The organism is Actinomycetospora sp. 2LY8.5 (genome assembly GCF_057180585.1).
This window is the reverse complement of the sequence record NZ_JBXUHE010000014.1, coordinates 84,502-108,916: the sequence shown is the minus strand read 5'-3', so window position 1 is coordinate 108,916 and position 24,415 is coordinate 84,502. Positions and strand designations below refer to the sequence as shown.

At 73.3% G+C, this 24,415-nt stretch carries 25 protein-coding genes and 1 pseudogene; 15 read left to right on the top strand and 11 right to left on the bottom strand.

Going from position 1 to position 24,415, the window contains the following annotated elements:
• Positions 1 to 25 precede the first annotated feature (25 nt).
• Both AC2A1K_RS17440 and AC2A1K_RS17435 read right to left on the bottom strand, forming a co-directional pair.
• On the bottom strand, positions 26 to 796 hold the full coding sequence (locus AC2A1K_RS17440) for an HpcH/HpaI aldolase family protein (protein ID WP_483897564.1): 771 nt from the start codon (positions 794 to 796) through the stop codon (positions 26 to 28).
• Positions 793 to 966, bottom strand: coding sequence for a hypothetical protein (locus AC2A1K_RS17435; protein ID WP_483897563.1), 174 nt, complete (start codon positions 964 to 966; stop codon positions 793 to 795). Before AC2A1K_RS17435 ends, AC2A1K_RS17440 begins: the two co-directional genes overlap by 4 nt.
• Before the next feature lie 65 nt (positions 967 to 1,031).
• On the opposite strand from AC2A1K_RS17435, the gene AC2A1K_RS17430 reads away from it, so the two are divergent.
• A complete protein-coding gene (locus AC2A1K_RS17430; protein WP_483897562.1) occupies positions 1,032 to 1,256 on the top strand; it encodes a hypothetical protein in 225 nt (74 codons plus the stop codon).
• 121 nt (positions 1,257 to 1,377) lie between these two features.
• Here the strand turns inward: AC2A1K_RS17430 and AC2A1K_RS17425 are convergent, their stop codons facing one another.
• Entirely contained in the window at positions 1,378 to 1,986 is a 609-nt protein-coding gene (locus AC2A1K_RS17425) for a response regulator transcription factor (RefSeq protein ID WP_133825664.1), read from the bottom strand.
• 113 nt (positions 1,987 to 2,099) lie between these two features.
• On the opposite strand from AC2A1K_RS17425, the gene aroQ reads away from it, so the two are divergent.
• Entirely contained in the window at positions 2,100 to 2,561 is a 462-nt protein-coding gene (aroQ, locus tag AC2A1K_RS17420) for a type II 3-dehydroquinate dehydratase (RefSeq protein WP_483897561.1), read from the top strand.
• Here aroQ and AC2A1K_RS17415 read toward each other — a convergent pair.
• Together AC2A1K_RS17415 and AC2A1K_RS17410 are read right to left on the bottom strand one after the other, a co-directional pair.
• The gene (locus tag AC2A1K_RS17415) at positions 2,552 to 3,514 is read right to left on the bottom strand and encodes an alpha/beta fold hydrolase (protein ID WP_483897560.1); all 963 of its coding nucleotides are present in this window, start codon (positions 3,512 to 3,514) and stop codon (positions 2,552 to 2,554) included. The genes aroQ and AC2A1K_RS17415 overlap by 10 nt on opposite strands.
• A 4-nt stretch (positions 3,515 to 3,518) precedes the next feature.
• Positions 3,519 to 4,886, bottom strand: a complete 1,368-nt coding sequence (locus AC2A1K_RS17410) for an NAD(P)/FAD-dependent oxidoreductase (RefSeq protein WP_483897559.1) — start codon at positions 4,884 to 4,886, stop codon at positions 3,519 to 3,521.
• A gap of 212 nt (positions 4,887 to 5,098) precedes the next feature.
• Here AC2A1K_RS17410 and AC2A1K_RS17405 point away from each other — a divergent pair, with 212 nt between their 5' ends.
• The 3 genes from AC2A1K_RS17405 (at position 5,099) to AC2A1K_RS17395 (ending at position 7,605) form a co-directional block, all read left to right on the top strand.
• Positions 5,099 to 6,196, top strand: coding sequence for an SDR family oxidoreductase (locus AC2A1K_RS17405; protein ID WP_483897558.1), 1,098 nt, complete (start codon positions 5,099 to 5,101; stop codon positions 6,194 to 6,196).
• Between the two features lie 82 nt (positions 6,197 to 6,278).
• Positions 6,279 to 7,136 carry a glutamate racemase gene (locus tag AC2A1K_RS17400; RefSeq protein ID WP_483897557.1) on the top strand — a complete coding sequence of 286 codons (858 nt, stop codon included), beginning with the start codon at positions 6,279 to 6,281 and terminating at the stop codon, positions 7,134 to 7,136.
• Between the two features lie 109 nt (positions 7,137 to 7,245).
• On the top strand, positions 7,246 to 7,605 hold the full coding sequence (locus AC2A1K_RS17395; RefSeq protein ID WP_483897556.1) for a PRC-barrel domain-containing protein: 360 nt from the start codon (positions 7,246 to 7,248) through the stop codon (positions 7,603 to 7,605).
• A gap of 57 nt (positions 7,606 to 7,662) precedes the next feature.
• On the opposite strand, the gene AC2A1K_RS17390 is transcribed toward AC2A1K_RS17395, so the two are convergent.
• Positions 7,663 to 8,412 carry a lytic murein transglycosylase gene (locus AC2A1K_RS17390; protein ID WP_483897555.1) on the bottom strand — a complete coding sequence of 250 codons (750 nt, stop codon included), beginning with the start codon at positions 8,410 to 8,412 and terminating at the stop codon, positions 7,663 to 7,665.
• Positions 8,413 to 8,644: 232 nt separating this feature from the next.
• On the opposite strand from AC2A1K_RS17390, the gene AC2A1K_RS17385 reads away from it, so the two are divergent.
• The gene (locus tag AC2A1K_RS17385; protein WP_483897554.1) at positions 8,645 to 9,592 is read left to right on the top strand and encodes an alpha/beta hydrolase; all 948 of its coding nucleotides are present in this window, start codon (positions 8,645 to 8,647) and stop codon (positions 9,590 to 9,592) included.
• 68 nt (positions 9,593 to 9,660) lie between these two features.
• Here AC2A1K_RS17385 and AC2A1K_RS17380 read toward each other — a convergent pair whose 3' ends face one another.
• Complete coding sequence (locus tag AC2A1K_RS17380) at positions 9,661 to 10,398, bottom strand: beta-ketoacyl-ACP reductase (protein ID WP_483897553.1); 738 nt, start codon at positions 10,396 to 10,398, stop codon at positions 9,661 to 9,663.
• A 233-nt stretch (positions 10,399 to 10,631) separates the two neighbouring features.
• Here AC2A1K_RS17380 and AC2A1K_RS17375 point away from each other — a divergent pair, with 233 nt between their 5' ends.
• The 5 genes from AC2A1K_RS17375 (at position 10,632) to AC2A1K_RS17355 (ending at position 16,393) form a co-directional block, all read left to right on the top strand.
• Positions 10,632 to 11,918, top strand: a complete 1,287-nt coding sequence (locus AC2A1K_RS17375; protein ID WP_483897552.1) for an alpha/beta fold hydrolase — start codon at positions 10,632 to 10,634, stop codon at positions 11,916 to 11,918.
• A 176-nt stretch (positions 11,919 to 12,094) separates the two neighbouring features.
• Positions 12,095 to 13,273: an acetyl-CoA C-acetyltransferase gene (locus AC2A1K_RS17370; protein WP_483897551.1), complete on the top strand. Its 1,179-nt coding sequence runs from the start codon at positions 12,095 to 12,097 to the stop codon at positions 13,271 to 13,273.
• Between the two features lie 318 nt (positions 13,274 to 13,591).
• Complete coding sequence (locus tag AC2A1K_RS17365) at positions 13,592 to 14,680, top strand: S-(hydroxymethyl)mycothiol dehydrogenase (protein WP_483897550.1); 1,089 nt, start codon at positions 13,592 to 13,594, stop codon at positions 14,678 to 14,680.
• On the top strand, positions 14,677 to 15,321 hold the full coding sequence (locus AC2A1K_RS17360) for an MBL fold metallo-hydrolase (RefSeq protein WP_483897549.1): 645 nt from the start codon (positions 14,677 to 14,679) through the stop codon (positions 15,319 to 15,321). Before AC2A1K_RS17365 ends, AC2A1K_RS17360 begins: the two co-directional genes overlap by 4 nt.
• Positions 15,275 to 16,393: a gamma-glutamylcyclotransferase gene (locus tag AC2A1K_RS17355; RefSeq protein ID WP_483897548.1), complete on the top strand. Its 1,119-nt coding sequence runs from the start codon at positions 15,275 to 15,277 to the stop codon at positions 16,391 to 16,393. The genes AC2A1K_RS17360 and AC2A1K_RS17355 overlap by 47 nt, the downstream gene beginning before the upstream one ends.
• Here the strand turns inward: AC2A1K_RS17355 and AC2A1K_RS17350 are convergent.
• A complete protein-coding gene (locus tag AC2A1K_RS17350; RefSeq protein WP_483897547.1) occupies positions 16,371 to 16,646 on the bottom strand; it encodes a hypothetical protein in 276 nt (91 codons plus the stop codon). The genes AC2A1K_RS17355 and AC2A1K_RS17350 overlap by 23 nt on opposite strands.
• Before the next feature lie 160 nt (positions 16,647 to 16,806).
• Between AC2A1K_RS17350 and AC2A1K_RS17345 the strand changes: the two genes are divergently transcribed.
• From AC2A1K_RS17345 to AC2A1K_RS17335, 3 genes are all read left to right on the top strand, one after another.
• Positions 16,807 to 17,712: an ABC transporter ATP-binding protein gene (locus tag AC2A1K_RS17345; RefSeq protein WP_483897546.1), complete on the top strand. Its 906-nt coding sequence runs from the start codon at positions 16,807 to 16,809 to the stop codon at positions 17,710 to 17,712.
• On the top strand, positions 17,709 to 18,896 hold the full coding sequence (locus tag AC2A1K_RS17340; RefSeq protein ID WP_483897545.1) for an ABC transporter permease: 1,188 nt from the start codon (positions 17,709 to 17,711) through the stop codon (positions 18,894 to 18,896). The genes AC2A1K_RS17345 and AC2A1K_RS17340 overlap by 4 nt, the downstream gene beginning before the upstream one ends.
• 224 nt (positions 18,897 to 19,120) lie before the next feature.
• Positions 19,121 to 19,948, top strand: coding sequence for a class I SAM-dependent methyltransferase (locus AC2A1K_RS17335; protein WP_483897544.1), 828 nt, complete (start codon positions 19,121 to 19,123; stop codon positions 19,946 to 19,948).
• An 87-nt stretch (positions 19,949 to 20,035) separates the two neighbouring features.
• Here AC2A1K_RS17335 and AC2A1K_RS17330 read toward each other — a convergent pair.
• Both AC2A1K_RS17330 and AC2A1K_RS17325 read right to left on the bottom strand, forming a co-directional pair.
• Positions 20,036 to 20,467: pseudogene (locus AC2A1K_RS17330) on the bottom strand (transposase); the annotation flags it as partial.
• 200 nt (positions 20,468 to 20,667) lie between these two features.
• Complete coding sequence (locus tag AC2A1K_RS17325) at positions 20,668 to 21,516, bottom strand: TauD/TfdA dioxygenase family protein (protein ID WP_483897593.1); 849 nt, start codon at positions 21,514 to 21,516, stop codon at positions 20,668 to 20,670.
• Between the two features lie 188 nt (positions 21,517 to 21,704).
• Here AC2A1K_RS17325 and AC2A1K_RS17320 point away from each other — a divergent pair, with 188 nt between their 5' ends.
• Positions 21,705 to 22,691, top strand: a complete 987-nt coding sequence (locus tag AC2A1K_RS17320) for a glycine betaine ABC transporter substrate-binding protein (RefSeq protein WP_483897543.1) — start codon at positions 21,705 to 21,707, stop codon at positions 22,689 to 22,691.
• Between the two features lie 89 nt (positions 22,692 to 22,780).
• Here the strand turns inward: AC2A1K_RS17320 and AC2A1K_RS17315 are convergent, their stop codons facing one another.
• Positions 22,781 to 24,163, bottom strand: a complete 1,383-nt coding sequence (locus AC2A1K_RS17315; RefSeq protein ID WP_483897542.1) for a cryptochrome/photolyase family protein — start codon at positions 24,161 to 24,163, stop codon at positions 22,781 to 22,783.
• Positions 24,164 to 24,415: the final 252 nt, after the last annotated feature.

Sequence of the window (24,415 nt, the reverse complement as noted above, 5' to 3'; positions counted from 1 at the left end):
AGCTTGGACCCCGCTCCGTGCCCGCTCAGCCGAAGGCCGCCCGCACCCCGTCCAGCGTCCCGAGGATCGCCGGCACGTCGGACCACACCGTGACCAGCGCGAACCCGTCGGCCGCCCGCGCCGCGGCGTACCCGGGGAGCGTCGCGTGCACCGCCGCCCGGGTGCCCGAGGCCGCACAGGCCGCGAGGACGCGGGCGAACGCGTCGTGGATCGCGGGTTCCTCGCGGTTCTGGGCCGGCCCGATCCCGAGGGCCACGCCGAGGTCGCCGGGGCCGACGAACAGGCCGTCGAGCCCGGGCACCGCCGCGATGTCCGCCACCCGGTCGAGCGCGTCCGCCGTCTCGATCATCGCGAAGGCGAGCACGCCGTCCGCGGCGGCGATCGGGTCGTCGCCGGGGCGCAGGGCCGTGCGGACGGGGCCGAACGAGCGGCGCCCCGCCGGCGGATAGCGGCAGGCGGCGACGAGCTCGCCGGCGGTCGCCGCGTCGGAGACCATCGGCGCGATCACGCCGCGGACCCCCAGGTCGAGGACGAACCCGATGACCGACTCGTCCACGGCGGGCAGCCGCACGAGCGGGGCGAGCCCGTGCGCCGCGATCGCGCGGACGGCGTCGGCGCTGCGGGCGCGGTCGAACAGTCCGTGCTGCAGGTCGAGGGTGAGGGCGTCGAGCAGCCCCTGACCGGCCGCGTGGGCCGCGACGACCTCGACGAGGTGCGGGTCGGGCACCGTCAGCCAGCCGTTGCGGGCGGCGCGTCCGGCGGCCCAGGCCGCGCGCACGGAGTCCTGGTCGGTCACGGGTCGACACCGCCTCCCGGCCGGCGAACCGGCTCTCGACGAACTCCGACCGCGGCGGCGACGCCGGGCACGGCCCCACCGACGTGGGTGGGCACGAACTGCACGGTCGCACCGCGCGCGCACCACCGCCCGGCGAGCTCGCGGTCCTCCGCCGCCGAGATGTCGATCACCTTCTCAGGTACGACGCCGTCGGAGGGGACCGGGTCGATGTTCCGTGCCCGTACAGTCGAGGACGATGGCCGCCCCGACCCGCACTCCCGCGCCCCGGTTCACCTTCGATCGCGACACCGCCTACCGGATCACCGTGCGCGACGAATCCGGCCAGCGCCGCGACTACACGCTCGACGCCTACCAGGGCTGGCTGTCCGGTCCCGACGGCATCCGCCATCGCTTCGGCGCGCACCGGCGTACCCGCACCGAACTGCGTGACGACAGCATCCGCACCGTCGTCGGTCCCTGACTCACCGGGTTACTGGCTGGTATCGCTCGCCGAGCGAGCGATACCAGCCAGTAATCCGATTCTCCGCTCGCGGGGTCCCGCCGCCTCCGACTCGGCGGGACGAGGAGCGGGCGGTGTCCGCTCAGGAGACCAGGCCGCAGCGGAAGCCCTGGGCCACCGCCTGGGCGCGGTCGGCCGCCGACAGCTTGCGGAACAGCCGGCGCGCGTGGGTCTTCACGGTGTCCTCGGACAGGTAGAGCTCGCGGCCGATCTGGCCGTTGCTCTTGCCCTGGCTCATCCCGCGCAGGACCTGCATCTCGCGCTCGGTGAGGTTGACACCCGCGCCCGGCGACGCGCTGCGCTGCATCGGCATCGAGCCGGCCTCGGCACCGACGGCCGAGTGGGCGAGTGCGGCGACCAGCTCGGGGCGCGAGGCGTCCCAGCGCAGGTAGCCACGGGCGCCGCCCGCGATCGCCGCGGCGATGCTGCCGCCGTCGTCCGGGGCGCCGAAGACCATGACGTTGGCCTGCGGGTGCGCGGCCATGAGACGGCGCGTGGCCTCGGCGCCCGAGGCGACGGCGCGCTGGGTGCCGACGAACACGACGTCCGCGCTCTGGCGGGCGTACCGGGTGAGCAGCTCGTCCGCGGTGGACACGCAGTCGATGCGCTGGACACCGGGCACCGCGGACATGACGCGCGTCAGTCCCTCGCGGACACTGCGCCGGTCGTCGCAGATCAGAACCGTCCTCATACAGACTCCAGTCCGAGTGGGGAGACCGCCCGTGCTGGGCGCTGCTCCCCTCATCGGCCGTCCCACCCGTCCGCTTGACCCCCGAATGACAAGAGCGTGGTTATGAACCCCCGATGGAGTGGCGTGTGAACCCCCGCCGCGTACTGCTCGTCAACGGTCCCAACCTGGATCTCCTCGGCCGCCGCGAGCCCGAGATCTACGGCCCCGACACCCTCGCCGACCTGGAGGAGCGTGCCCGCCGCACCGGCGCCGACCTGGGGCTCGAGGTCGACGCGCGCCAGAGCAACCACGAGGGCGTGCTCATCGACACCGTCCACGAGGCGATGACCGGTCACGGCGGGGTGATCATCAATCCGGGCGGTTACACCCACACGTCCGTGGCCCTGCGGGACGCGCTGGCCGCACTGCCCGTCCCGGTGGTCGAGGTGCACCTGTCGAACGTGCACGCCCGTGAGTCGTTCCGGTCGCACTCGTACGTGTCACCGGTGGCCACGGCCGTGATCGCCGGGGCCGGGATCACGGGCTACGACCTCGCGCTGCGTCTGCTCGCCGAGCGGATCGTGCGTCAGGCCTGAAGCCCGGCGCGCCGGGCCAGCGCCGCGAGCTCCCCGGCCAGGGCGTCGGGGAACTGCAGGGGCAGGAAGTGCGAGCCCGGCAGACGGACGAGCCGCGCGTCGGGCAGCACGGTCGCCAGGGCCGCCATGTCCGCGGGCGGGGCGAGGGTGTCGTAGTCGCCGGAGACGACCGTCGCGGGCATCGTCAGCGTGCGCAGGACCGCGTCGTCCGGGGCCTGATCGTCGGCGGGGTGGTCGGCGGCGGCCAGCACCATGCGCGAGAACCAGGTCCAGTCGTGCCGGGCGAACTGCCGGGCCACCTCGGCCAGGGTGATCATCGGGGCGGTCGCGCCGGTCGGGTCCAGCGCGGCCGGATCGACGCCGGCCCGGTCCAGCGCGTCCCGCGAGGCGTCCATGCCGCGCGGCAGCAGGTCGATCACCCCGGAGATCGGCGGACCGACCACCCGCAGCAGCCACCCCCCGAGCCGCGCCGCCCGCCGGTGCACCCCCTCGGGGACCCCGACTCCCGAGATGGCCGCCCCCGGGAACGCGGGCAGCACGCGGAACAGGCCGGTCGCGCCGCCGCCGAGCGCGAGCAGCCCCGCCACCCGCTCCGGGGCCCGCCGGGCCGCCTCGATCGCCACCGCGACGCCCACCGACCAGCCGACCACGACCGCCCGGTCCATGCCGGCGGCGTCCATCACCGCGAGCAGGTCCTCGGCGTGGTCACCGATGCCGATGTGCGTCTCGTCCGCCGGCCGGTCCGACCCGCCCAGACCGCGGTGGTGCCAGCTGGTCGCGTGGTAGCCGCAGTCGTGGCCGTGCAGGAACGGCCACGCCGTCGGGCTCGCGCCCAGGCCGTTGGAGATGACGACCGGCACGCCCGCGGCGTCGTTGTCCCAGCGCCGCAGGCGCGTGCCGTCCCGGGCGATCACGTCCTCGACGTGACCGCTCCCGTCCTCGGGGTCGCTCACGTCCTCAGGATGCCGCCGAGGCCCGCTTCTTCATCTCCTCCTCGGAGAGGTAGTCGCGCGTCTCCTCGAACGAGGAGGTCTCGCTCTTGCGGCCGTGGAGGAAGCCGATGCGGATGAAGTCGTCGCCGCCGAACAGGTGGAGGATCCAGTTGAAGACGACCCGGGCGCGCGTCCGGGCCTGCGGCAGCGCGTAGAGGTGGTAGCCGCGGGTCACCAGTTGGGCGACCATGCCGGTCAGGCGCAGCTTCAGCGGGTGCGCGACGGCCTGGGTGCCGCCGAGGTCGACCACGAGGCCGAGGTCGTGGTGCTTGTACTCGCGCAGCGGTTGGCCGCGCAGCGAGGCGACGACGTTGTCGGCCGCGATGACCGCCTGCCGGGTCGCGTGCTGCGCGGTGGGCGGGCAGAGCGCCGATCCGGGTGGGCTCGCGGTGAGGTCCGGGACCGCCGCGGCGTCGCCGAGCACGAACACGTCGTCGTACCCCTCGAGCCGCAGGTCGGTCGTGGTCTTCACCCGACCGCGGACCAGCTCGACGCCGAGGGTCTTGACCAGCGGGCTCGCGGTGACGCCCGCGGTCCACACCAGCGTCTTGGTCGGGATGACGCTGCCGTCGGTGAGGGTGACGCTGTCGGCGGTGACCTCCTCGACGCCCGTCTGCAGCCGGATGCCGATCCCCCGGCGGCGCAGCAGGTCGAGGGCCTCCTCGCCGAGGCGCTGCCCGAGCTCGGGCATGAGGCGCGGCGCGATGTCGACCAGCGTCCACTTGACGAGCGTCGGGTCGAGACGCGGGAAGCGCTTCATCGCCGCGTCGGTGAGCAGCTCGAGCGACGCCGCCGTCTCCGTGCCGGCGTAGCCGCCGCCGACCACGACGAAGCTGCAGCGCGCCGCGCGCTCCTCGGGGTCGGTGGAGGCGTTGGCCAGCTCGAGCTGGGAGAGCACGTGGTCGCGCAGGTACGCGGCCTCGCCGAGGTTCTTCATGCCCAGGCCGTGCTCCTCGAGTCCGGGGATGTCGAACTGCCGGGTGACACTGCCGGCCGCGATGACGAGCTTGTCGTAGGGCAGGTCGACGACCGCCTCATCGATCTTGCGGACGACCGCCACCTTGCGGTCCAGGTCGAGTCCCACCACCTGGCCCGGCATGCGCTGCGCGCGCCGGATGGCCCGCGGCAGCGGCACGGTGACCGACTGTGCGGTGATCACCCCGGCGGCCACCTGGGGCAGCAGGGGGAGGTAGAGCATGTAGTCGTGGGGGTTGACCACCACGACCTCCACCTCGCCGCGTGCCAGCTCGCCCTTGAGCTCGCGTTCGAGGCGCTGGACGGCCTTGAGACCGGCGAACCCGGCGCCGACCACCACGATGCGCTGCGCGCTCATCTGAGCATGTCCTCCTCGCCCGCTGGACCTTCCGCGAAGTTCTGCCCTGGTCGGGCGTTCAGCACACCTTTCCGTGCCGACACGACCAGGCCCATGACGGTCCTCACAGGGCTACCCGGGACGGGTCGTCGGGCACGACCGTCGCCGTTCATGGTCTCCTCCCCGCACCCGACGGGCATCCCGCTGGCGGGCCCGCGCACCGAGGAGACCGCATGCCGACGACCGTGCTGTTCACCGGCTTCCCCGGTTTCCTCGGCACCGCGCTGCTGCCGCGCACGCTGAGGCGCTCGCCCGACGTCTCCGCCGTGGCCCTCGTGCAGGAGCGCTGGCTCGACCGGGCGCGCGCGACGCTGACGCGGCTCGAGGCCGCCGAGCCGGCGATCGCGGGACGCACGCGCCTCGTCGTCGGCGACATCACGCAGCCGGGTCTGGGTCTCGACGCCGACGAGGCCGCGGTGCTGCACGCGGGGCCGTTGGAGATCTTCCACCTCGCCGCCGTGTACGACCTGTCGGTGCCCGCGGACCTCGCCTGGTCGGTGAACGTCGACGGCACGCGCCACGTCGTCGACGTCGCCCACGGCGCCGACGAGCTCCTGCGGCTGCAGTACGTCAGCACCTGCTACGTCTCGGGGCGCTACGACGGGATCTTCGCCGAGGACGACCTGGCGCTCGGGCAGACGTTCTCCAACCACTACGAGCACACGAAGCACGAGGCCGAGCGCATCGTCGCCAAGGCCCGGGACGCCGGCCTGCCGGTGACGATCTACCGGCCGTCGGTGGTGGTCGGCGACAGCCGCACCGGCGAGACCCCGAAGTACGACGGGCCGTACTACGCGCTGCAGCTCATCGCCCGCCAGGGACGGATCGCGGTGATGCCGCTGCCCGGGCACCCCGAGCGCGTGCAGTTCAACCTCGTGCCCAGCGACTTCGTCGTCGACGCCATCGCCGCACTGGCCCCGCACCCCGCCGCGGAGGGCCGGACGGTCGCGCTCGCCGCCCCGCGGCCGCCCTCGGTGCTGGAGATGTGCCAGGCGTTCGCGGCGCACACCGGCAAGAAGCTGCGCGTGGTGCCGGTGTCGACGTCGCTGTCCCGTTTCGCGATCGACCACCTGCCCGGCGTCGGGAGGCTCTTCGCGCTGCCGTCGTCGACGCTGGACTACCTGACCCACCCGACCGTCTACGACGTCACGGCGAGCACCGCACTGCTCGACGAGGTGGGCGTGCGGTGCCCGCCGTTCGCCGAGCACGTCGGCGCGATGGTGGCCTTCCACCGCGAGCACCCGGACGTCGGCAGCGCGGCGATGGTGTGAGATCGCCGAGGTAATAGGCTGATCGGTGATGGTTCGGTTCCCCTGTCGGCGTGCTCCTCTGACTGCTGCGCGGTCCTAGGCGATGTCCCGTCGCGTGGCGCTCCTCGACTCCGGGTGCGGCCTGCTGCCCACCGCCGGATGGCTGCGGCACCTGCGCCCCGACCTCGCACTGGACCTCTACCTCGATCCCGCGGGCATGCCGTGGGGGTCGAAGCCGTCGGACTGGATCGTCGACCGGGTCGTCGACACGGGGCGGCTCGCGGTCGCCCGGGGCGCCGACGCGATCGTGGTGCCCTGCAACACCGCCTCGGTCACCGCCGTCGTGCCGCTGCGCGCGGCCGTGGAGCCCGACCGCCCGGTGGTGGCGACGGTGCCCGCGGTGAAGCCCGCCGGCGCCACCGGGCTGCCGTTCGCGGTCTGGGCCACCGAGCGCACCACGGTCAGCGACTACCAGGCCGACCTGCTCGAGCAGTTCGCCGCGCCCGGCCAGGCCGAGTCGGTCCCCTGCCCCGGCCTCGCCACGGCCGTCGAGCACGCCGACGCCGCGGCGGTGCGCGACGCGATCGCCCTCGCCGCCGCGCGCACGCCGGCCCGCTGCCGATCGGTGGTGCTGGGCTGCACCCACTACCCGCTGGTGGTCGACGACATCCTCGCCGCCCTCCCGCCGGGAACCGGCCTGCACGACAGCTCGCGGGCCGTCGCCGGCCAGGCCCTGCGCCGTCTGGGCATCCCCGAGGACCCCGCGGCCGAGGCCGCCGAGGTCCGCGTCCACCTCGGCGGCGAGCAGGGAACGTTGCCGGCGCCCGCGCGCGCGTACCCGATCGGCCGTGCGCTGGCCCGTGGCGGGCGCATCGCGCGCGCCGAGCTGCCGGCCACCGACGAGTCCGGGCGCGGGACGGACCCGGACACCGCGGAGCAGCCGGCGCTGCGGGGAGTGTGACCTTCCCGATCCTGCGCGAGCGGCGGGCCGACGCGCGCGTCAGCGCCCCGATCCTCGCCGGGCGTTCGGTGCGCAACGCCCTGGCGGTCCGACCCCCTAGGCTCGCCGGGTGATCCCCGCCGAGAACATCCGCGCCTGGCGCGGCCGCCCCGTCGTCGACGTCGAGGAGTCGAAGATCGGCACCCTCGAGGCCGTCTACGTCGACACCCTCGGCGACGAGGCGGTGTTCGTGACGGTGAAGCTGTCCTCGCTGTTCGGGAAGGCGCGGTTGGTGTTCGCGCCGCTCGAGGGTGCCGTCGTCACCCCGGACCACCTCAAGGTCGCCTTCGCCCGCGAGCTGGTGCGTGAGGCGCCGGGGATCGACCCGGACGGCGAACTGCTCGCGGCCGACGAGCCGGGCGTCTTCTCGCACTACGGGCTCGCGTACCGGACGGGCTCGCTGGGCGAGCGGCGTCTCGCGCGGCGCTGAGCCCTCACCCCGGGACGTCCTCCGGGCGCACCGTGCGCTCCCGTGGCCGGGCTGCGGCTACGGGCTGACCGCCGACGCCGCGCCCACCGCTTCGCGGCGCACGCGGTCGACGTAGGCCTGCGAGCGGTTGTAGGCGAGCACCGCGGCGCGCCAGTCGTCGCCGCGGCGCAGGTCGCGGTCGTCCGCGCAGAGATAGCGGGCGGCGGCGAGGGCGGCGTCGTCGAGGTCGTCGGGGTCGCTGACGCCGTCCCCGTCGCCGTCGGCGCCGTACTGCGCCCACGTGGTGGGGATGAACTGCAGCGGGCCGACGGCGCGGTCGTAGGTGGTGTCGCCGTCGAGGCGCCCGCCGTCGGTGTCCCGGATCTCGCGGTTGCCGTTCGTGCCGTCCAGCTCGGGGCCCCGGACCGGCTCGCCCGGGCGCCCGGCGTCGTCGAGGGCGGTGTTCCCGAAGCGACCGTGGTTCGACTCGACGCGCCCGAGCCCGGCGAGCGTCACCCACGACAGGCCGCAGTCGGCGAGCTCGTCGCGGGCGGCGGCCTCGGCGCCCCCGTAGGCGACGAGCGCCCGCGCCGGCACGCCCGTCCGGTCGGCCGCCTCCCGTGCCCACGTGGTCCGCGCCGCCGCGTCCGCGGACACCGGGGCCGTCGCGGGCTGGGCGTAGGCGGGCAGCGCGTCCGGGCCGCGGCGGCTGACGGCCACGACGCCCGCCACGCCCGCGCCGAGGATCAGGACGAGCACGACGGCCGCGGCGAGCAGGTTCTCGAGGCGCCGGGCCTCGTCGCGCGTCTCGGTCGGCTCGTCGGGCACATCTCGACGCTACGGAATCCCCGACCGGAGCGACCGTCCGCCGGAGGGACACGTCGTGTCGTCGACACGACACGCGCGTCACCCGCTCGTCCCCGTGCCGCGCGGGCCGGTCACCGACAGCCCCCGATCGGTAGTCCATCGGGCGGAGGTCCGGGCCGTGTCGATGGGGCACGCTGTCGTCCTCCGCCGGGCAGGGAGGACCGGTGGATCGGTGTCGCGGGGAGGGGGCGCCATGGACATCGACGTCCGGCTGCGCATGTTCACGTGGTTCGCCGACGTCTCCGGGGCGGTGGCGGTCAGCCGCATGAGCCACGAGGAGATCGCCCGCGCGCGAGCGCGGCGCCTCAGTCACAACGTCGTCACCTCCCGGGTCTTCGGCCCGATGCCGCGCGGCGTGCTCGTCACCGACCGCCTCGCCCACACCGACGTCGGGCCGCGCCCGGTGCGGCTGTACCGGCCCCACACGGCGCGCGCCCTGCCGGTCGTCGTCAACTTCCACGGCGGGGGCGGGACGCTGGGCAACCTCGACCAGTCCGACTGGCTGTGCGCGCACGTCGCGGCGCGGGTCGGGGCGCTGGTGGTGTCGCTCGACTACCGCCTGGCCCCGGAGCACCCCTACCCCGCCGGTCGCGAGGACGGGTACGCCGCGGTGAGCTGGGCGGCGCGCGAGGCGGCGACGCTCGGCGCGCGCCCCGACCGGCTCGCCGTCATGGGTGACAGCGCCGGCGGCAACCTCGCCGCCGTGGTCTGCCTGCTCGCGCGGGAGTCCGGGCCGGTGATCGACTCCCAGGTCCTGCTCTACCCCGCGCTGGACCTGACGTTCGAGCGCCCCTCGGTCGCCCGGTTCGGGAAGGGGCCGGTGCTCACGCGGGCGGACATGGAGGTCTTCCGCGACCACTACCTCGGCGACGACTCCGACCCGACCGACCCGCTGTGCTCGCCGCTGCTCGCCCCCGACGTCGGCGACCTGCCGCCGGCCCTGATCGTCACCGCGGGCGTCGACCCGCTGCACGACGACGGCGTCGACTACGCGCAGCGCCTGGAGGAGGCCGGTGTGCCGGTGCGGCACACCGACCACCCCCGGGCGGTGCACGGCTTCCTGTCCTTCCCCGGCGTCTGCCGGGCGTCGGCGACGGCGCTCGACGACGTGTGCGCCGAGCTCACCGCCAGATTGGCCTGAACCTCCGACGACGGGCCCGCGGCGCGACGGAGGAGCTCGCGGGCGCGGTCGTCTTGGAGGATCTTCCGTCACATGTGCAGGCCGCCGTTGACCGAGTAGACCTGCCCGGTGATGTATTCCGACTCGGGGTCGGCGAGGAACTCCACGACACGCGCGACCTCGTCGGGACGGCCGAGCCGCTTCATCGGGATGCCGGAGACGATCTTCTCGATGGCCTTCTCCGGGACCGCGGCGACCATGTCGGTCTCGATGTAGCCGGGCGCGACGCAGTTGACGGTCACGCCCTTGCGCGAGCCCTCCTGCGCCATCGACATCGTCATCCCGAACAGGCCCGACTTGGTCGCGGCGTAGTTGACCTGGCCGGCGTTGCCCTGCTCGCCGATCACCGAGCTGATGTTGACGATGCGACCGCTGCCCCGCTCCGCCATGTGCAGGTAGGCGAGGTGGGCCATGTAGAAGGTGCCCGAGAGGTTGACCTGGACCACGCGGTCCCAGTCGTCGACCTCCATCTTGGTCAGCATCTTGTCGGCGGTGATGCCGGCGTTGTTGACCAGCACGTCGACGCGTCCGTGGGCGTTGATGACCTCGTCGAACACGCGCTCGCAGTCGCCGCGGGCGCCGATGTTGCCCTGGTGCATCGTGATCTGGTCGCCGTACTGCGACTGGAGGTTCTCCGCCGAGGTCGGGTCCGACGAGTAGCCGACGCCGACCTTCATCCCACGCTTGGCGAGCCGCTCGCTGATCGCGCGCCCGATGCCCCGGGCACCTCCCGTCACCAGCGCGACCTGGCCGGTCATGTCTCCCATGCGTGCTCCCTCGCTCGTCGTCCGCGTCGGCACTACCAGTACCCGGAAGGTGGCCCGCACCACACGACCCGGTGACCCATCGAAGTCCGGTTCTTCGCCGACCGGAAGGCCAGGGCAGTCCCCTACTCGAGGGTAGGTCGCCGTTGCGAAACATCCCAAGCGCCCCGTACGGTCCATGCAGCGCCCAACGCCGGGTGCGATCGAGCGCCCGCCCGGGCGCGAGGAGGTGCGCCATGACGGCCCCCACCGACGAGCACGTCGCCGACACCACCGCCGGCGATCCCGTCGCCGCCCAGACCGAGGCCCCCTCACCCGATCCCGCCGCGTACCTGCGCGGCTACCACGCCACCGCCGCCGTCCGCGGCGCCGCCGAGCTGACCAAGGGCGCGGGCTACGTGCTGCGCCGGGCGCTCGAGCAGTCGGTGCGGCCGGGCACCAACACCCGCGACGCCCAGCGCTGGTGGCGCCACGTGCTCACCCGGCGCCGCCCGCAGTGGCACAACGAGCACGAGATCGTCTTCGAGACGCCGATCGCGCGCCTGCGGGACTTCTCCGGTCCCTCTCCCACCCACCCCGAGACCGACGACGTCGTCCCGACGCTCGTGCTGCCGCCGCAGGCCGGGCACGACTCGTGCATCGTCGACTTCCAGCCGCGCCAGTCCCAGATGATGGTGATCCGCGAGGCGGGGCTGACCAGGGCGTTCACGCTCGACTGGGTCGGCGCGACCCGCGAGACCTCGGGCACGACGATCTCCGACTACATCGCCGTGGTCGACCGGGCCGTCGAGCACTGCCGCCACCAAGGATCCGGGGGTGGCCGGGTCAACCTCATCGGCGACTGCCAGGGCGGCTGGCTCGCGACGATCTACGCGGCGATCCACCCGGACAAGGTCAACACGCTGACCCTGGCCGGCGCGCCCATCGACTTCCACGCCGGCGAGACGCCCATCGGCGCCTCGTCGCGGGTGATGACCCAGCGCTTCGGGCAGCTGCCCTACCGCGCCATGGTCGCCGCGGGGGGCGGGAACATGCCGGGCTCGTTCGTGCTCGGCGGGTTCATCGCCATCCGCCCCGAGGCCGAGATCGCCAAGCACGTCGACCTGTTGCGCAACCTCGACGACCCGGGCGCGATCGCGCGCTACGAGGCGTTCGAGGACTGGTTCAAGCACACGCAGGACGTGCCCGGCACGTTCTACCTGTGGCTGGTCGAGCACCTGTTCGCCGGCAACGAGCTGATCCACGGCGAGCTCGAGGTCGACGGGGAGCGCGTGAACATGCGCAACATCGCGTGCCCGCTGTTCCTGCTGGGCGGCGCGACCGACCACATCACCCCGCCGGTGCAGGTCTTCGCGGCCGCCGACCACGTGTCGACCCCGCCCGAGCAGGTCACCCGGCGCACCGCCCCGGGCGGGCACCTCGGCCTGTTCATGGGCAACCAGGCCCTGCGCCACGAATGGCCGCCGCTCATGACCGCGGTGGCCGAGCACTCTCGCCCGCACGGCGGGCGTCGCAGCGCTTGACCGATCGAGCACGGCGGTGACGGTGCCCGCGCGGGCCTGGGTTTCGCCCGGCCCGCGCGGGTACTTTCCGAACACCCGGCGCTGCGCACCGCAGCCGCCTGCCTGACGGCCACCGGCGCGGTGGCCCACGTCGTCCCGGCCCGTCCTCGGGACATCCCGCGACCAGGAGGACCTCCATGCCCGGTTCCGTCATCGTCTCCGGCGCCCGCACGCCGATCGGCAAGCTGTCCGGCGCCTTCGCCGGGCTGCCGGTCCAGACGCTGGGCACGGTGGCGATCCAGAAGGCCCTCGAGCAGTCCGGCGTGTCGCCCGAGCAGGTCGAATACCTGATCATGGGTCAGGTCATCCAGGCCGGCGCGGGCCAGAACCCGGCGCGCAAGGCCGGCACCGACGCGGGCCTGCCGATGTCGACGCCGTCGTTCACGCTCAACAAGGTCTGCCTGTCGGGCCTCGACGCGATCGCCCTCGCCGACCAGATGATCCAGGCCGGCGAATACGACGTCGTCGTCGCCGGCGGCATGGAGTCGATGACCGAGGGCCCGTACCTGCTGCCGAAGGCCCGCCGCGGCTACAAGTACGGCGCGGGCACCGTCGTCGACGCCACCGAGTACGACGCGCTGACCGACGTCTACGACCACGAGTCGATGGGCGCCTCGACCGAGCGCTTCTCGAAGTCGATCGGGCTCTCCCGCGAGGCGATGGACGAGTTCTCGGCCTCCTCGCACCAGCGCGCGGCCGACGCCGCGAAGAACGGCCGCTTCGACGCCGAGCTCGCGCCGGTGACGATCCCGCAGCGCAAGGGCGACCCGGTCGTGGTCACCGAGGACGAGGGCGTCCGCGGCGACACGACCGCCGAGGGCCTGAGCAAGCTGCGGCCGGCGTTCGACTCCGACGGCGCGATCACGGCGGGCTCCTCGTCGCAGATCTCCGACGGCGCCGCGGCCGCGGTGATCATGTCGGCGCGGAAGGCCGAGGAGCTCGGCCTCGAGGTCCTCGCGACCATCGGGCACCACGGCTGGGTCGCCGGCCCCGACAACTCGCTGCTCTCGCAGCCCTCCAACGCGATCCTCAAGGCCCTCGAGCGCGAGGGCACGAAGGCCAAGGACCTCGAGATGATCGAGATCAACGAGGCGTTCGCGGCCGTTGCGCTGCAGTCGACCACCGAGCTCGGCGTCGACCCGGAGCGCGTGAACCCCGACGGCGGCGCGATCGCGCTGGGCCACCCCGTCGGCGCCAGCGGCGCGCGCATCGCGGTCCACCTCGCCCACGAGCTCCGTCGCCGCGGCGGCGGCATCGGCGCGGCCGGCCTCTGCGGCGGCGGCGGCCAGGGTTCCGCGCTGATCCTGCACGTGTGATCCGGAGGCGCGCCGGGTGTCAGCGGTGCGCCATCGCTGCCACCCAGTGTCCGTCACGCCACACCGATCACCGCGACGCGGCGGTCACCTCGCGAGGTGGCCGCCGCGTCGTCGTGTGCGGGAACCCCGGCGCGCGCGGCTGCGTCGAACCCGGGTGCGGGGCTGCGGCCGGTGGGAGGAGCCGGCCGCGGCCCCGCGCTCCGAAATCGCCTTCCGCGAGCGTCCCGGGACGGTGACCATGCGCGGCCACGCATGCCAGAGTGGTCGTCCGGGCACAGGTGACCGGGAGCACATCGCACAGGAGACGGAGGCACACCCATGCCGCAGGAGGTCCGGGGCGTCGTGTCCCGGGAGAAGGGCAAGCCGGTGACGGTCGAGACGATCGTCATCCCCGACCCGGGTCCGGGCGAGGCCGTGGTCAAGGTCCAGGCCTGCGGGGTCTGCCACACCGACCTGCACTACCGCGAGGGGAACATCAACGACAAGTACCCCTTCCTGCTCGGCCACGAGGCCGCGGGGATCGTCGAGTCGCTCGGCGAGGGTGTCGAGGGCCTCGAGGTCGGCGACTTCGTCATCCTCAACTGGCGTGCGGTCTGCGGTGTCTGTCGCGCCTGTCGCAAGGGCAAGCACTTCCTCTGCTTCGACACCCACAACGCCGCGCAGCCGATGACGCTCAAGGACACCGGCGAGGCCCTCTCGCCGGCCCTGGGCATCGGCGCGTTCGCCGAGAAGACGCTCGTGCACTCCGGGCAGTGCACCAAGGTCAACCCCGACGTCGACCCCGCCGAGGCCGGCCTCATCGGCTGCGGCGTCATGGCCGGCACCGGCGCGGCCATCAACACCGGCCAGGTGCAGCGCGGGGAGACCGTCGCGGTCATCGGCTGCGGCGGCGTCGGCGACGCGGCGATCGCCGGAGCGGCGCTCGCCGGGGCCACGACGATCATCGCGGTCGACACCGAGGACCGGAAGCTCGAGTGGGCCAAGGGCTTCGGCGCCACCCACACGATCAACGCGAAGAACACCGACCCGGTGCAGGGCATCCGGGACCTCACCGGCGGCTTCGGCGCCGACGTCGTCGTCGACGCGGTCGGCATCCCGGCCACCTGGAAGCAGGCCTTCGAGGCCCGCGACCTCGCGGGCCGGCTCGTGCTCGTCGGCGTGCCCTCGCCGGACATGAAGCTCGAGGCCGACTTCCAGCCGTTCTTCTCCCACGGCGGGTCGCTGCGGTCGTCCTGGTACGGCGACTGCCTGCCCAGCCGCGACTTCCCCATGCTGGTCGACCTGGCCCTGCAGGGCCGTTTCCCGCTCGACAAGTTCGTCACCGAGCGGATCTCGCTCGACGACGTCGAGCAGTCCTTCGAGAAGATGCATCACGGCGACGTGCTGCGTTCGGTGGTGATCCTGTGAGCGCCGAGAAGATCGGCGAGGGCGTCGAGCACATCACGACGTCCGGCAAGTTCGAGATCGACGGCAACTCGTTCGACGTCGACAACAACGTCTGGATCATCGGGGACTCGTCGGAGGTCGTCCTCCTCGACGCCCCGCACGACCCCGAGGCGATCAAGTCCGCGATCGGCGACCGCAACGTCGTGGCCATCCTGTGCACGCACTCGCACAACGACCACGTCAACGCGGCGCCGTCGATCGCGGCCGCCTTCGACGCCCCGATCCTGCTCAACCCGGCCGACCGGGTGGTCTGGAACCTGACCTACCCGGACCGCGAGCCGGACGGTGAGATCACCGACGGCGAGACCTTCACGATCGCCGGGATCGACCTGCGGGCGATCCACACGCCGGGGCACTCGCCCGGCTCGACGGTGTTCTACGCGCCCGACATCGGCACGCTGTTCTCGGGGGACACTCTGTTCAACGGGGGCCCCGGTGCCACGGGGCCGTCGTACTCCGACTTCAACGTGCTCATCGAGCAGCTGGCCGACAAGGTGTTCACGCTGCCCGGCGACACCATCGTGCGCACCGGGCACGGCGACACCACGAAGGTCGGTGACGAGGCCGCGCGCCTCGAGGAGTACCGCGAGCGGGGCTACTGAGGCCCTGTCCCCCCACGCCGACGACGAGTACCCGGCCGACCCCTACCCCGGGGTCGCGCCGGGTTTCTCGTTCGTGCACCTCGACGCGGCGAGCCACCGCCTCGAGCCCTCGGACCGCGCCGCCGCCGGCTGGACCGTGGGCGGTGATGACCTCGATCGCTGGCTCGCCGACCGCGGGGCCGCGCCCATGACCGGCCGGGTGCCGGTGCTCGCGTTCGGCTCGAACCGGTGCCCCTCGAAGCTGACGTGGCTGCGTGAGCACCTCGGGCTCACGGGGCCGGTCGTCGTCCTGCGGGCGCGGGTCGAGGACCTCGCGGCCGTCTGGGCCGCCGGCCTGCGGCAACGCGACGGCGCGCGGCCGGCGACGCTCACTCCTGCGCCGGGCGCGGTCGAGACCCATGCGGTGTGGATGGCGACCCCGGACCAGGTCGCGGTGCTCGACCGCTGCGAAGGGCGCGGGGAGCGCTACGACCTGGTGCGCCTGCTTGCGGGGCGGGTCGTCACCGAGGACGGGGCGCGGCTCGAGGGCGTCTGGACGTACTGGCCGGGCGATCCCGTGCGGACGCCGCTGCTCGTCGACGGTGCCCCGGTGCCGATCACCGCGCTCGGCCAGGCCGCGGCGCGGGAACTGACCGGGACACCGGCGCCCCAGGTCCCGGGGGCCGTCAGCGTCGAGCACGGCACCCCCGACCCGGCGGCGTGGCCGGACCGCGTGTTCGTCTACGGGACGCTGCTGCCCGGCCGGAGCGCGTGGCCGCTGATGGCCCCGCACGTCGCAGGCGAACCCCTCGAGGCGTGGCTGCCGGGGCGCGTGCACGACACCGGGCGGGGCTACCCGGCGCTGGTGCGCGGGGGGCCGGGCAGGGCGCGGGGGGCGGTGCTGACCCTCGCCGACCCGCCCGCCGCGCTGCCGATGCTCGACGACTACGAGGGCCCCGACTACGACCGCGGGCGCGCCGTGGCGCACACCGCGGACGGGCTGCTGCCGACGTGGGTCTGGACCTGGCGCGGCACGGTGCACGGGGCGCCGCTGACCGCGGCCTGGCCGCCTACGAGCGGGCCCGGACGCTGACGGAGACCGGGCGCCGGCGGACCGGGGCGACGGGCACGAGGGGGGCGACAGGGGCCTGCTCGGCTCGGCGCTGCACCGACCGACCCAGAGCGAGGAGCGCCAGGCCCATGAGGAGCGCCACCCCCGCCAGGACGAGCACGCCGAACGCGACGAGCTGCGGGATGCCGTGCAGCCGCGGGACGCCCGGCACGGCGAGGGGCACGGCGCCGATCAGCAGGATCGTCGTCACCGCCGACACCACGAGCACGCGCACGTCACGACTCCTCTCGAACGGATCTCCACTGTGCTCCGGTCGTCGCGTCGGCCGCCAGCCCTCGTTACGTCCATCGGGGTCACGATGCGATTCCGGTGCCCGGTGGACGCACCCCGCCGGCTCCGACATCCTTGATCGCCGGCTCGGGGACGGGAGAGCGATGCTCGAGATCGACGGGATCTCCAAACGGTTCGGGTCCACGGTCGCCCTGGACGGCATGACCCTCACCGTCCGCCCCGGGGAGCTCTACGGGTTCGTCGGTGCCAACGGGGCGGGCAAGACCACGACCATGCGCATCGCGCTCGGGGTGCTCGCCGCCGACGCCGGCGAGGTCCGTCTCGGCGGCCGCCCGCTCGACGCGGCGTCGCGACGCCGGATCGGCTACATGCCCGAGGAGCGCGGGCTCTACCCGCGCATGGCCGTCGGCACCCAGCTGCGCTACCTCGCCGAGCTGCGCGGGCGCTCGGCCGCCCAGGCCCGCGAGGCCGCCGACCGCTGGACCGAGCGCCTCGGGCTCGCCGAGCGCCGCGGCGACGAGGTCCAGCGCCTGAGCCTGGGCAACCAGCAGCGCGTCCAGCTCGCCGCCGCGCTCGTCGCCGAGCCGGACGTCCTCGTGCTCGACGAGCCGTTCTCCGGCCTCGACCCGATGGCCGTCGACGTCATGAGCGGGGTCCTGCGCGAGCGCCGCGACGCGGGCGCACCGGTCGTCTTCTCCTCGCACCAGCTCGAGCTGGTCGAGCGCCTCTGCGACCGGGTCGGGATCGCCCGCGCCGGGCGGCTCGTGGCCGAGGGCACGGTCGCCGAGCTGCGCGACGCCTCGGCGGCCGAGGTCGTCGTCGACGCCCCGCACGCCCCACCGGGGTGGGCCGACGGCGTGCCCGGGGTCGCCCGGACCCGGGCTGCCGACGGCGGGACCGTGCTGACCCTCGCCGACGCCTCCGAGACGGTGCTCGGTGCCGTGCTCGACGCGGCCCGCCGCACGGGTCCGGTGCACGAGTTCCGGCGCCGCCGCCCGACGCTCGCCGAGATCTACCGCGACGCCGTCGCCGAGGAGGTCGCGGTGTGAGCCTGCGTCCCGTCCTGCTCATCGCCCGGCGGGAGTTCGCCTCGCGGGTCCGGGGCAAGGCGTTCGTCGTCGGCACGCTCGTGGTGCTGGTGCTGCTCGGCGTGTACGCGGCGGTGCTCGCCACCATCGCCTCGGACGACGACACGGCGCGGATCGGCGTCACCGGACCCGCCACGGCGCTCACCGGCCCGCTCGGACGGGCCGCGCCCGCGCAGGGCCTCACGCTCACCGTCGTGCCGGAACCCGACGTCGCGGCGGGCGAGGCCGCGGTCCGCGCCGGGGATCTCGACGCCCTGGTGGGCGGCGACCCGGCCCGTCCGCGGGTGTTCGTCGAGTCCGAGCCCGACGCGGCGCTGGAGCGGACGATCGCCGCCGCGACGACCGCGGTCGCGCGGGACGGCTTCCTCGCCGGCCGCGGGGTCGACCCGACGGCGCTGGACGCGGCGGTCTCCGAGTCCGGGCCGGTCGTGGTGGCCGCCGAGGCACCGGACCCGCAGGCCGGGCAGCGGCTGGGCCTCGGGCTCGCGGGGGCGTTCCTGCTGTTCTTCTCCATCCAGTCCTACGGCGCCATGGTCGCCCAGGGCGTCGTCGAGGAGAAGGCGAGCCGGGTCGTCGAGATCGTCCTGTCGTCGGTGCGGCCGTGGCAGCTGCTGCTCGGCAAGGTGCTCGGGCTGGGTGCGGTGGGCCTGCTGCAGCTCGTGGTCCTCGGCGGGGCCGGGCTCGCCGTCGCGGGGGCGACGGGCGTGCTCGTGGCCGACGTGGGGCTGGTGACGACGCTGGTGTCGGTACTGGTCTGGTACCTGCTCGGGTTCGCGCTCTACGCGACGGTGTTCGCGGCCGCGGGCTCGCTGGTGTCCCGCCAGGAGGACACCCAGAGCGTGCTGTCCCCTGTGACGATCTTCGTGCTGCTCGGGTTCGTCGTGGGCTTCAACCTGTTGACCTACGACGCGGGCGGCACCGCCGTCACCGTGCTGTCGCTGCTGCCGCCGTTCAGCCCGCTGTTCATGCCCGCCCGCATCGCGCTCGGCGTCGCGCCGGCGGGCCAGGTCGTGCTCGCGTTCGTCCTCACGATCGCCTTCACCGCCGGGGTCCTCGCCCTCGGCGGGCGCATCTACGCGAACTCGGTGCTGCGCACCGGGGCGCGAGTGTCCCTGCACGAGGCGCTGCGGCGTTCCCGGGGCTGACCGTGTGCTCGGGGTCAGACATCTGAGGTCGCGATGGCTGTGCGGCGGGGGTCTGTACCCCGGTCGCCGCATGGTCCGGAGAGCCTTGGGGGACCGCTGGCCATGACCGGCTGAGCGTGCGGTCCCGGTGGCTGCTCCGGGGCCGAAGCTCTCCCCTTTCCCGGGACCGGGCATCGTCGGAACGCGATTGCTCGAGGGCGTGCTTCGTCCTTATCGTCCCGATCATGGCTGTGAGCGGACCTTCAGGGCGTGACCTCGTCGAGGTCAATCGCCAGCACTGGGACGAGCGGGTCCCGATCCACCTGGCGAGCGCGTTCTATGACGTCGAAGGCCTCGTCGCCGGAGATGACGACTTCGATGACTACCAGCTCGAGGAGATCGGCGACGTGACCGGCGCCGACCTGGTCCATCTGCAATGTCACGTCGGGCACGACACCTTGTCCTGGGCCCGGCGCGGGGCTCGGCATGTGACCGGGCTCGACTTCTCGTCGTCCGCTATCGAGGCCGCCACAGATCTCGCTACCCGGATCGGCTTGGCCGAGCGTGCCGACTTCGTGACCGCCGACGTCCTTGACGCGGCCCACGTGTTGGGCACGCACCGCTTCGACGTCGTCTACACCGGTCACGGCGCCCTGATGTGGGTCCCCGACATCCGCGCCTGGGCCGCGACCGTGGCCGCGCTGCTCCGTCCCGGCGGTCGGCTCTACCTCGCCGAGTTCCATCCGCTCACCGACGTCCTCGACGACGAACACGGTACGTCCGCGCAGCGCGACTACTTCACCCGCGGCGCCAGGACCTACGACTCACCCGGCACCTACGCCGACTGGAACGCGGTCACAACCCACAACACAGCTACTGAGTGGCACCACACCCTCGGCGACATTCTTACGGCCATTGCGGCAGCCGGGCTAAGGATCGAGTTCGTCCACGAGCACGACAGCATTCCCTTCCAGCGCTATACCAGCCTGTCCGCTTATCAGGGGCGATTTCGTTACCCCGAGGAGACAGCCCGTCTTCCATTGATGTACTCACTCAGCGCCACTGCCCTCTAGCTGGCTCGGCAATCTCTCATGGGCAGGCTCGTCACACGGTCCCGCCTGAGCGACCAGAACCTGCGCGTGAGAATACCTTCGGTCCAGAGCGAACGCTTTCGCCGCGTCGAACGATTGTCCCGTGTGGAGGCAGTGGTAGAGACAGCCGAGTAGCCGATCGAACAGGTGGCGCAAAGCGGACGTGTGTCGGTCTCCGTCGGCCCGTCGTCGCTTGTAGTGCTCTCGCGGCCCGGGGGTTCGGAGTGTGGCGAAGGCCCACATGTAGCCGGTGCCGGCGAGGCGCTGGTTCTTCACGACGCGCGCGGAGACCGCGCGGCTGCGCCCGGAGGCGCGGGTGACCGGCGCCGAACCGGCGTAGGCCTTGAGCGAGCGGGCCGAGGCGAAGCGGGAGCGGTCGTCGCCGATCTCGGCGAGCACCCGGGCCCCGGAGATCGTGGACAGGCCGGGGAAGCTGGTGATGATCGCCGCGTCGGGGTGCTGGGCGAAGGCATCCTCGACGCCCTCCGAGGAGTCACCCGCCGGGCGAACGCCCGTCATCCGACCGGCCAGTCCGCCGCCGGGCCCGCAGCGACACGCCACGAGCAGCCGGCGACGGAACCGACCCGCGAGACCGACCAGTCTGAGCTCAGGGCTCCCGGCTCGTCGCCGTGGCCCGGAAAGGGGGTAGGCCTCGGTCCCAGCAGGCGCCCCAGGCTGCTGCCCGGGACGCCTGCCGAGAGCTATGAGAAGGGGCGGTCACCCGCGATCGCGACGCGTTCCGCGACCCGGCGGTGCGGGTGGTAGTCGCCGACCGCGTAGTGCTGGGTCGCGCGGTTGTCCCAGAACGCCACCGTGCCCGCCGCCCACCGGTACCGGACCTGGTACTCGGGCACGTGGGCCTGCGCGAACAGGTGCCGCAGCAGCTCGTCCGACTCCTCGCGGTCGAGGCCGTCGATGCGGGTCGTGAACGAGCTGTTCACGAACAGTGTGCGGCGCCCGGTCTCCGGGTGCGTGCGCACCACGGGGTGGCTCACGGGCGGGAAGACGTCCTCGAGGCGCGCGAGCTTCTCCGCGTCCAGGAAGCGGGCGAATCCGGGCACCATGTCGTGCACGGCGTACGCGCCGTCGATCCGGGCGAGGACGTCGGGGGCGAGGTTGTCGTACGCCGCGGCCATGTCGGCCCACATGGTGTCGCCCCCGAACGGCGGGGTGTCGATCATGCGGAGCATCGCGCCCATGGCCGGGCTCGCGCGGAACGAGGTGTCGACGTGCCAGACGTTCTCGTAGGTCTGCGGGCCGTCGCCGCCCTTGGTGAACCGCACCGTGGCGGGGTCGTCACCCTGCTCGAGCAGCGGGTTCGTCTCGAGCTCGCCCCAGTGTCGCGCGAGGTCGCGCTGGTCGGCGGGCGCGATGGCCTGGTCGGGGAAGAACAGGACCTTCCACTCCAGCAGCGCCCGGTGGATCTCCGCGCGGACCTCGGCGTCGGTGGCCGCGAGGTCGACGCCGCGGATCTCCGCCCCGAGGGTGACCCCGACCGGGGTGAGGTCGAACGCGTCGTACGAACAGCGCTCGGGCCAGTCGCCCGGCATCCGGCGCAGGAGACGCCGACCCTCGAGGAGGTCGGTGGCCGGAGTGCTGGTCGGTCGGAGCGTCCGCGATCCGAGCGTGCTGGTCACGATCGACCACGCTCAGACTGGCGCAGGCTCGTCGTCAACGCAATGTGGCCGAGATCGTTTCCCCTCTCGCCTTTACCTCCCGGTAGTGCAACGATCCCGCGATGCTCACACGTTCAGGGCGGGTGGTCGGCGCGACCATCGCCGTGCTCGCGTTCGTTCTCGCCGGCTGCGGTGGCCTCTCCGGCACCGGTCAGCCCCAGGCCCAGGGCGGCAGCCTCGCCGCCAGCGGTATCAACCTCGCCGGCCAGACCTACACGGTCGGTGGCCAGGAGTTCGACGAGCAGCTGCTGCTCTGCAAGATGAGCGTCGCCGCCCTGCAGTCGGTCGGGGCGACCGTGAACGACCGGTGCAACATCACCGGTTCCGCCGCCGCCCGCCAGGCCCTGGTGTCCGGCGAGATCGACATGGGCTGGTCGTACACCGGCACCGGGTGGATCACGAACCTCGGCAACACCACGCCGATCCCCGACTCCCAGCAGCAGTACGTCGCGGTGCGCGACCAGGACCTCCAGCGCAACCAGATCGTCTGGACCAACCCGACGCCGTTCAACAACACGTACGCGATCGCCACGACCCGCGCGTTCGCCGACGCCAACAACCTGCGCACCACCAGCGACTGGGCGAACTTCATCAACAGCGGCAACCCGCAGGCCACCACCTGCGTCGAGGCCGAGTTCGCCAGCCGCAACGACGGTCTGCCGAACCTCCTGCGGGCCTACGGGGTCACCCGGCCCTACGACGCCCCGCCGGCCCTGACGGTGCTCGACACCGGCGCGATCTACCAGGCCACCGCCAACGGCAACCCCTGCCTGTTCGGCGAGGTGTTCACCACCGACGGCCGCATCCCCGCGCTGAACCTCGTGTCGCTCGCCGACGACCGGAACTTCTTCCCGAAGTACAACGCGTCGAACACGATCCGCAAGCAGGTCGTCGACCGGAACCCGGCCATCGTCCAGGTCTTCGACCAGATCTCCCCGCGCCTGACCGACGACGTCATGCTCCAGCTCAACGGGCAGATCTCCTCGCAGGGCCGCGACGCCGGCCAGGTGGCGACCGAGTTCCTGCAGCAGCAGGGCCTGATCGGCTGACACCGACCGGGCCCGGTTCCGAGGCGAAGGGCCCTTTCGCTCGATCTACCCGAGCGAAGGGGCCCTTCGGTCGACGACCACGGGCTCGCTCAGAGCGCGTTGAAGCGTTCCAGCGCCTCCTGGCGTTCGGTCTGGTGGTCGACGATCGGGGCCGGGTAGTCCGACGGTGGCTCGCTGAGCTTCCAGGGCTGGTGGACCGTCCTGCCCTCCACGTCGGCGAGCTCCGGCACCCAGCGGCGCACGTAGTCGCCCCGGGGGTCGAAGCGCTCCCCCTGGGTCACGGGGTTGAAGACCCGGAAGTACGGCGCGGCGTCGGTGCCCGAGCCGGCGGCCCACTGCCAGCCGTGCTGGTTCGACGCGAGGTCGCCGTCGACGAGCAGTTCCATGAAGTGCCGCGCGCCCCACCACCACGGCAGGTGCAGGTCCTTGACCAGGAACGACGCGACGGCCATGCGCATGCGGTTGTGCATCCACGCCTCGCCGCGCAGTTGGCGCATGGCGGCGTCGATGGCCGGGAAGCCGGTGCGTCCCTCCTGCCAGGCGCGGAACTTCTCGTCCGCCGACGTCCCGGAGTCGAGGGTGATCCGGTCGAACTTGGTGTCGAAGTTCTCGCGGGCCGAGCGGGGGAAGAACCACAGCACCGCGGCGTAGAAGTCGCGGAAGCAGAGCTCGTTGCGGTACGAGGTCGGCCCCTTTCCCGAGCCCCCGACGTCCGCGAGCAGCGTGCGCGGGTGCACGACGCCGTACTTGAGGTAGACCGACATCCGGGACGTCGCGGGCCGGTCGGGCCGGTTGCGGAGGTCGTCGTAGTCGGCGAGGTGCTCGTCGACGAACGCCGCCCACTGGTCGAGCGCGGCCCGTTCGCCGGCCGCCGGCAGCTCGGCGTCGGGGGCCTCGTCGCCAGGGATCGTCACGGCGCGGGGCCCGCCGTCCTTCTCCCCGGGGTCCATCCAGTCGACCGTCGAGGCGTCGGTGTCGGCGGGCGCGCGCCAGCCGTGCTGCGCCCAGACGCGGCTGAACGGCGTGTAGACCTTGTACGGCTCGCCGTCGGACTTGGTGATCCGCCCCGGCGCGACGGCGTACGGCGAGCCGGTACGGACGAGCTCCACGCCGTCGAGCGCTTTCTCGACCGCCTCGTCGCGCTCGCGGCCGTAGGGGCCGAAATCGGCGGCCACGTGCACACTGCCGGCTCCCACGGCTCCCGCGAGCTTCGGGATCGCCTCGGCGGGATCTCCCTTCACGACCAGCAGGCGCCCGCCCAGGGACTCGTCGAGGTCGCGCAGGCTCCGGTGCAGGAACGTTCGGCGCGCCTTCCCGGAGGGCCCCAGCAGCCGAGGATCCAGCACGAAGACCGCCAGCGACCGGCGTGCCCGGGCGGCCGCCTCGAGGAAGATCGGCTGGTCGTGCACGCGCAGGTCGCGGCGGAACCAGACGATCGCGGTGTCGTCCCGATCGTCGGTGGAGTCGCTCATGGCTCCCGGCTACCCCCCGCGCGCCCGCCTACGCCCGCACGCCGTCGGCCTGCGGCGAGGAGGTCCAGCCAGGCGCGGACCAGCGCGCCGTCGCCGGTGTCGAGCCCGTGCACGACGGCGTAGCAGGGGCCGACGGTGCGCCAGCCGTCGGCACGCGCGGTCAGGTCCGACCCGGACGCGGCGCAGGGCGGGGTGCTCGGGGCGGTCCGGGGCGCCCTGGACGCGGTGCCACGGCGTCGCCGTCCCACCCGG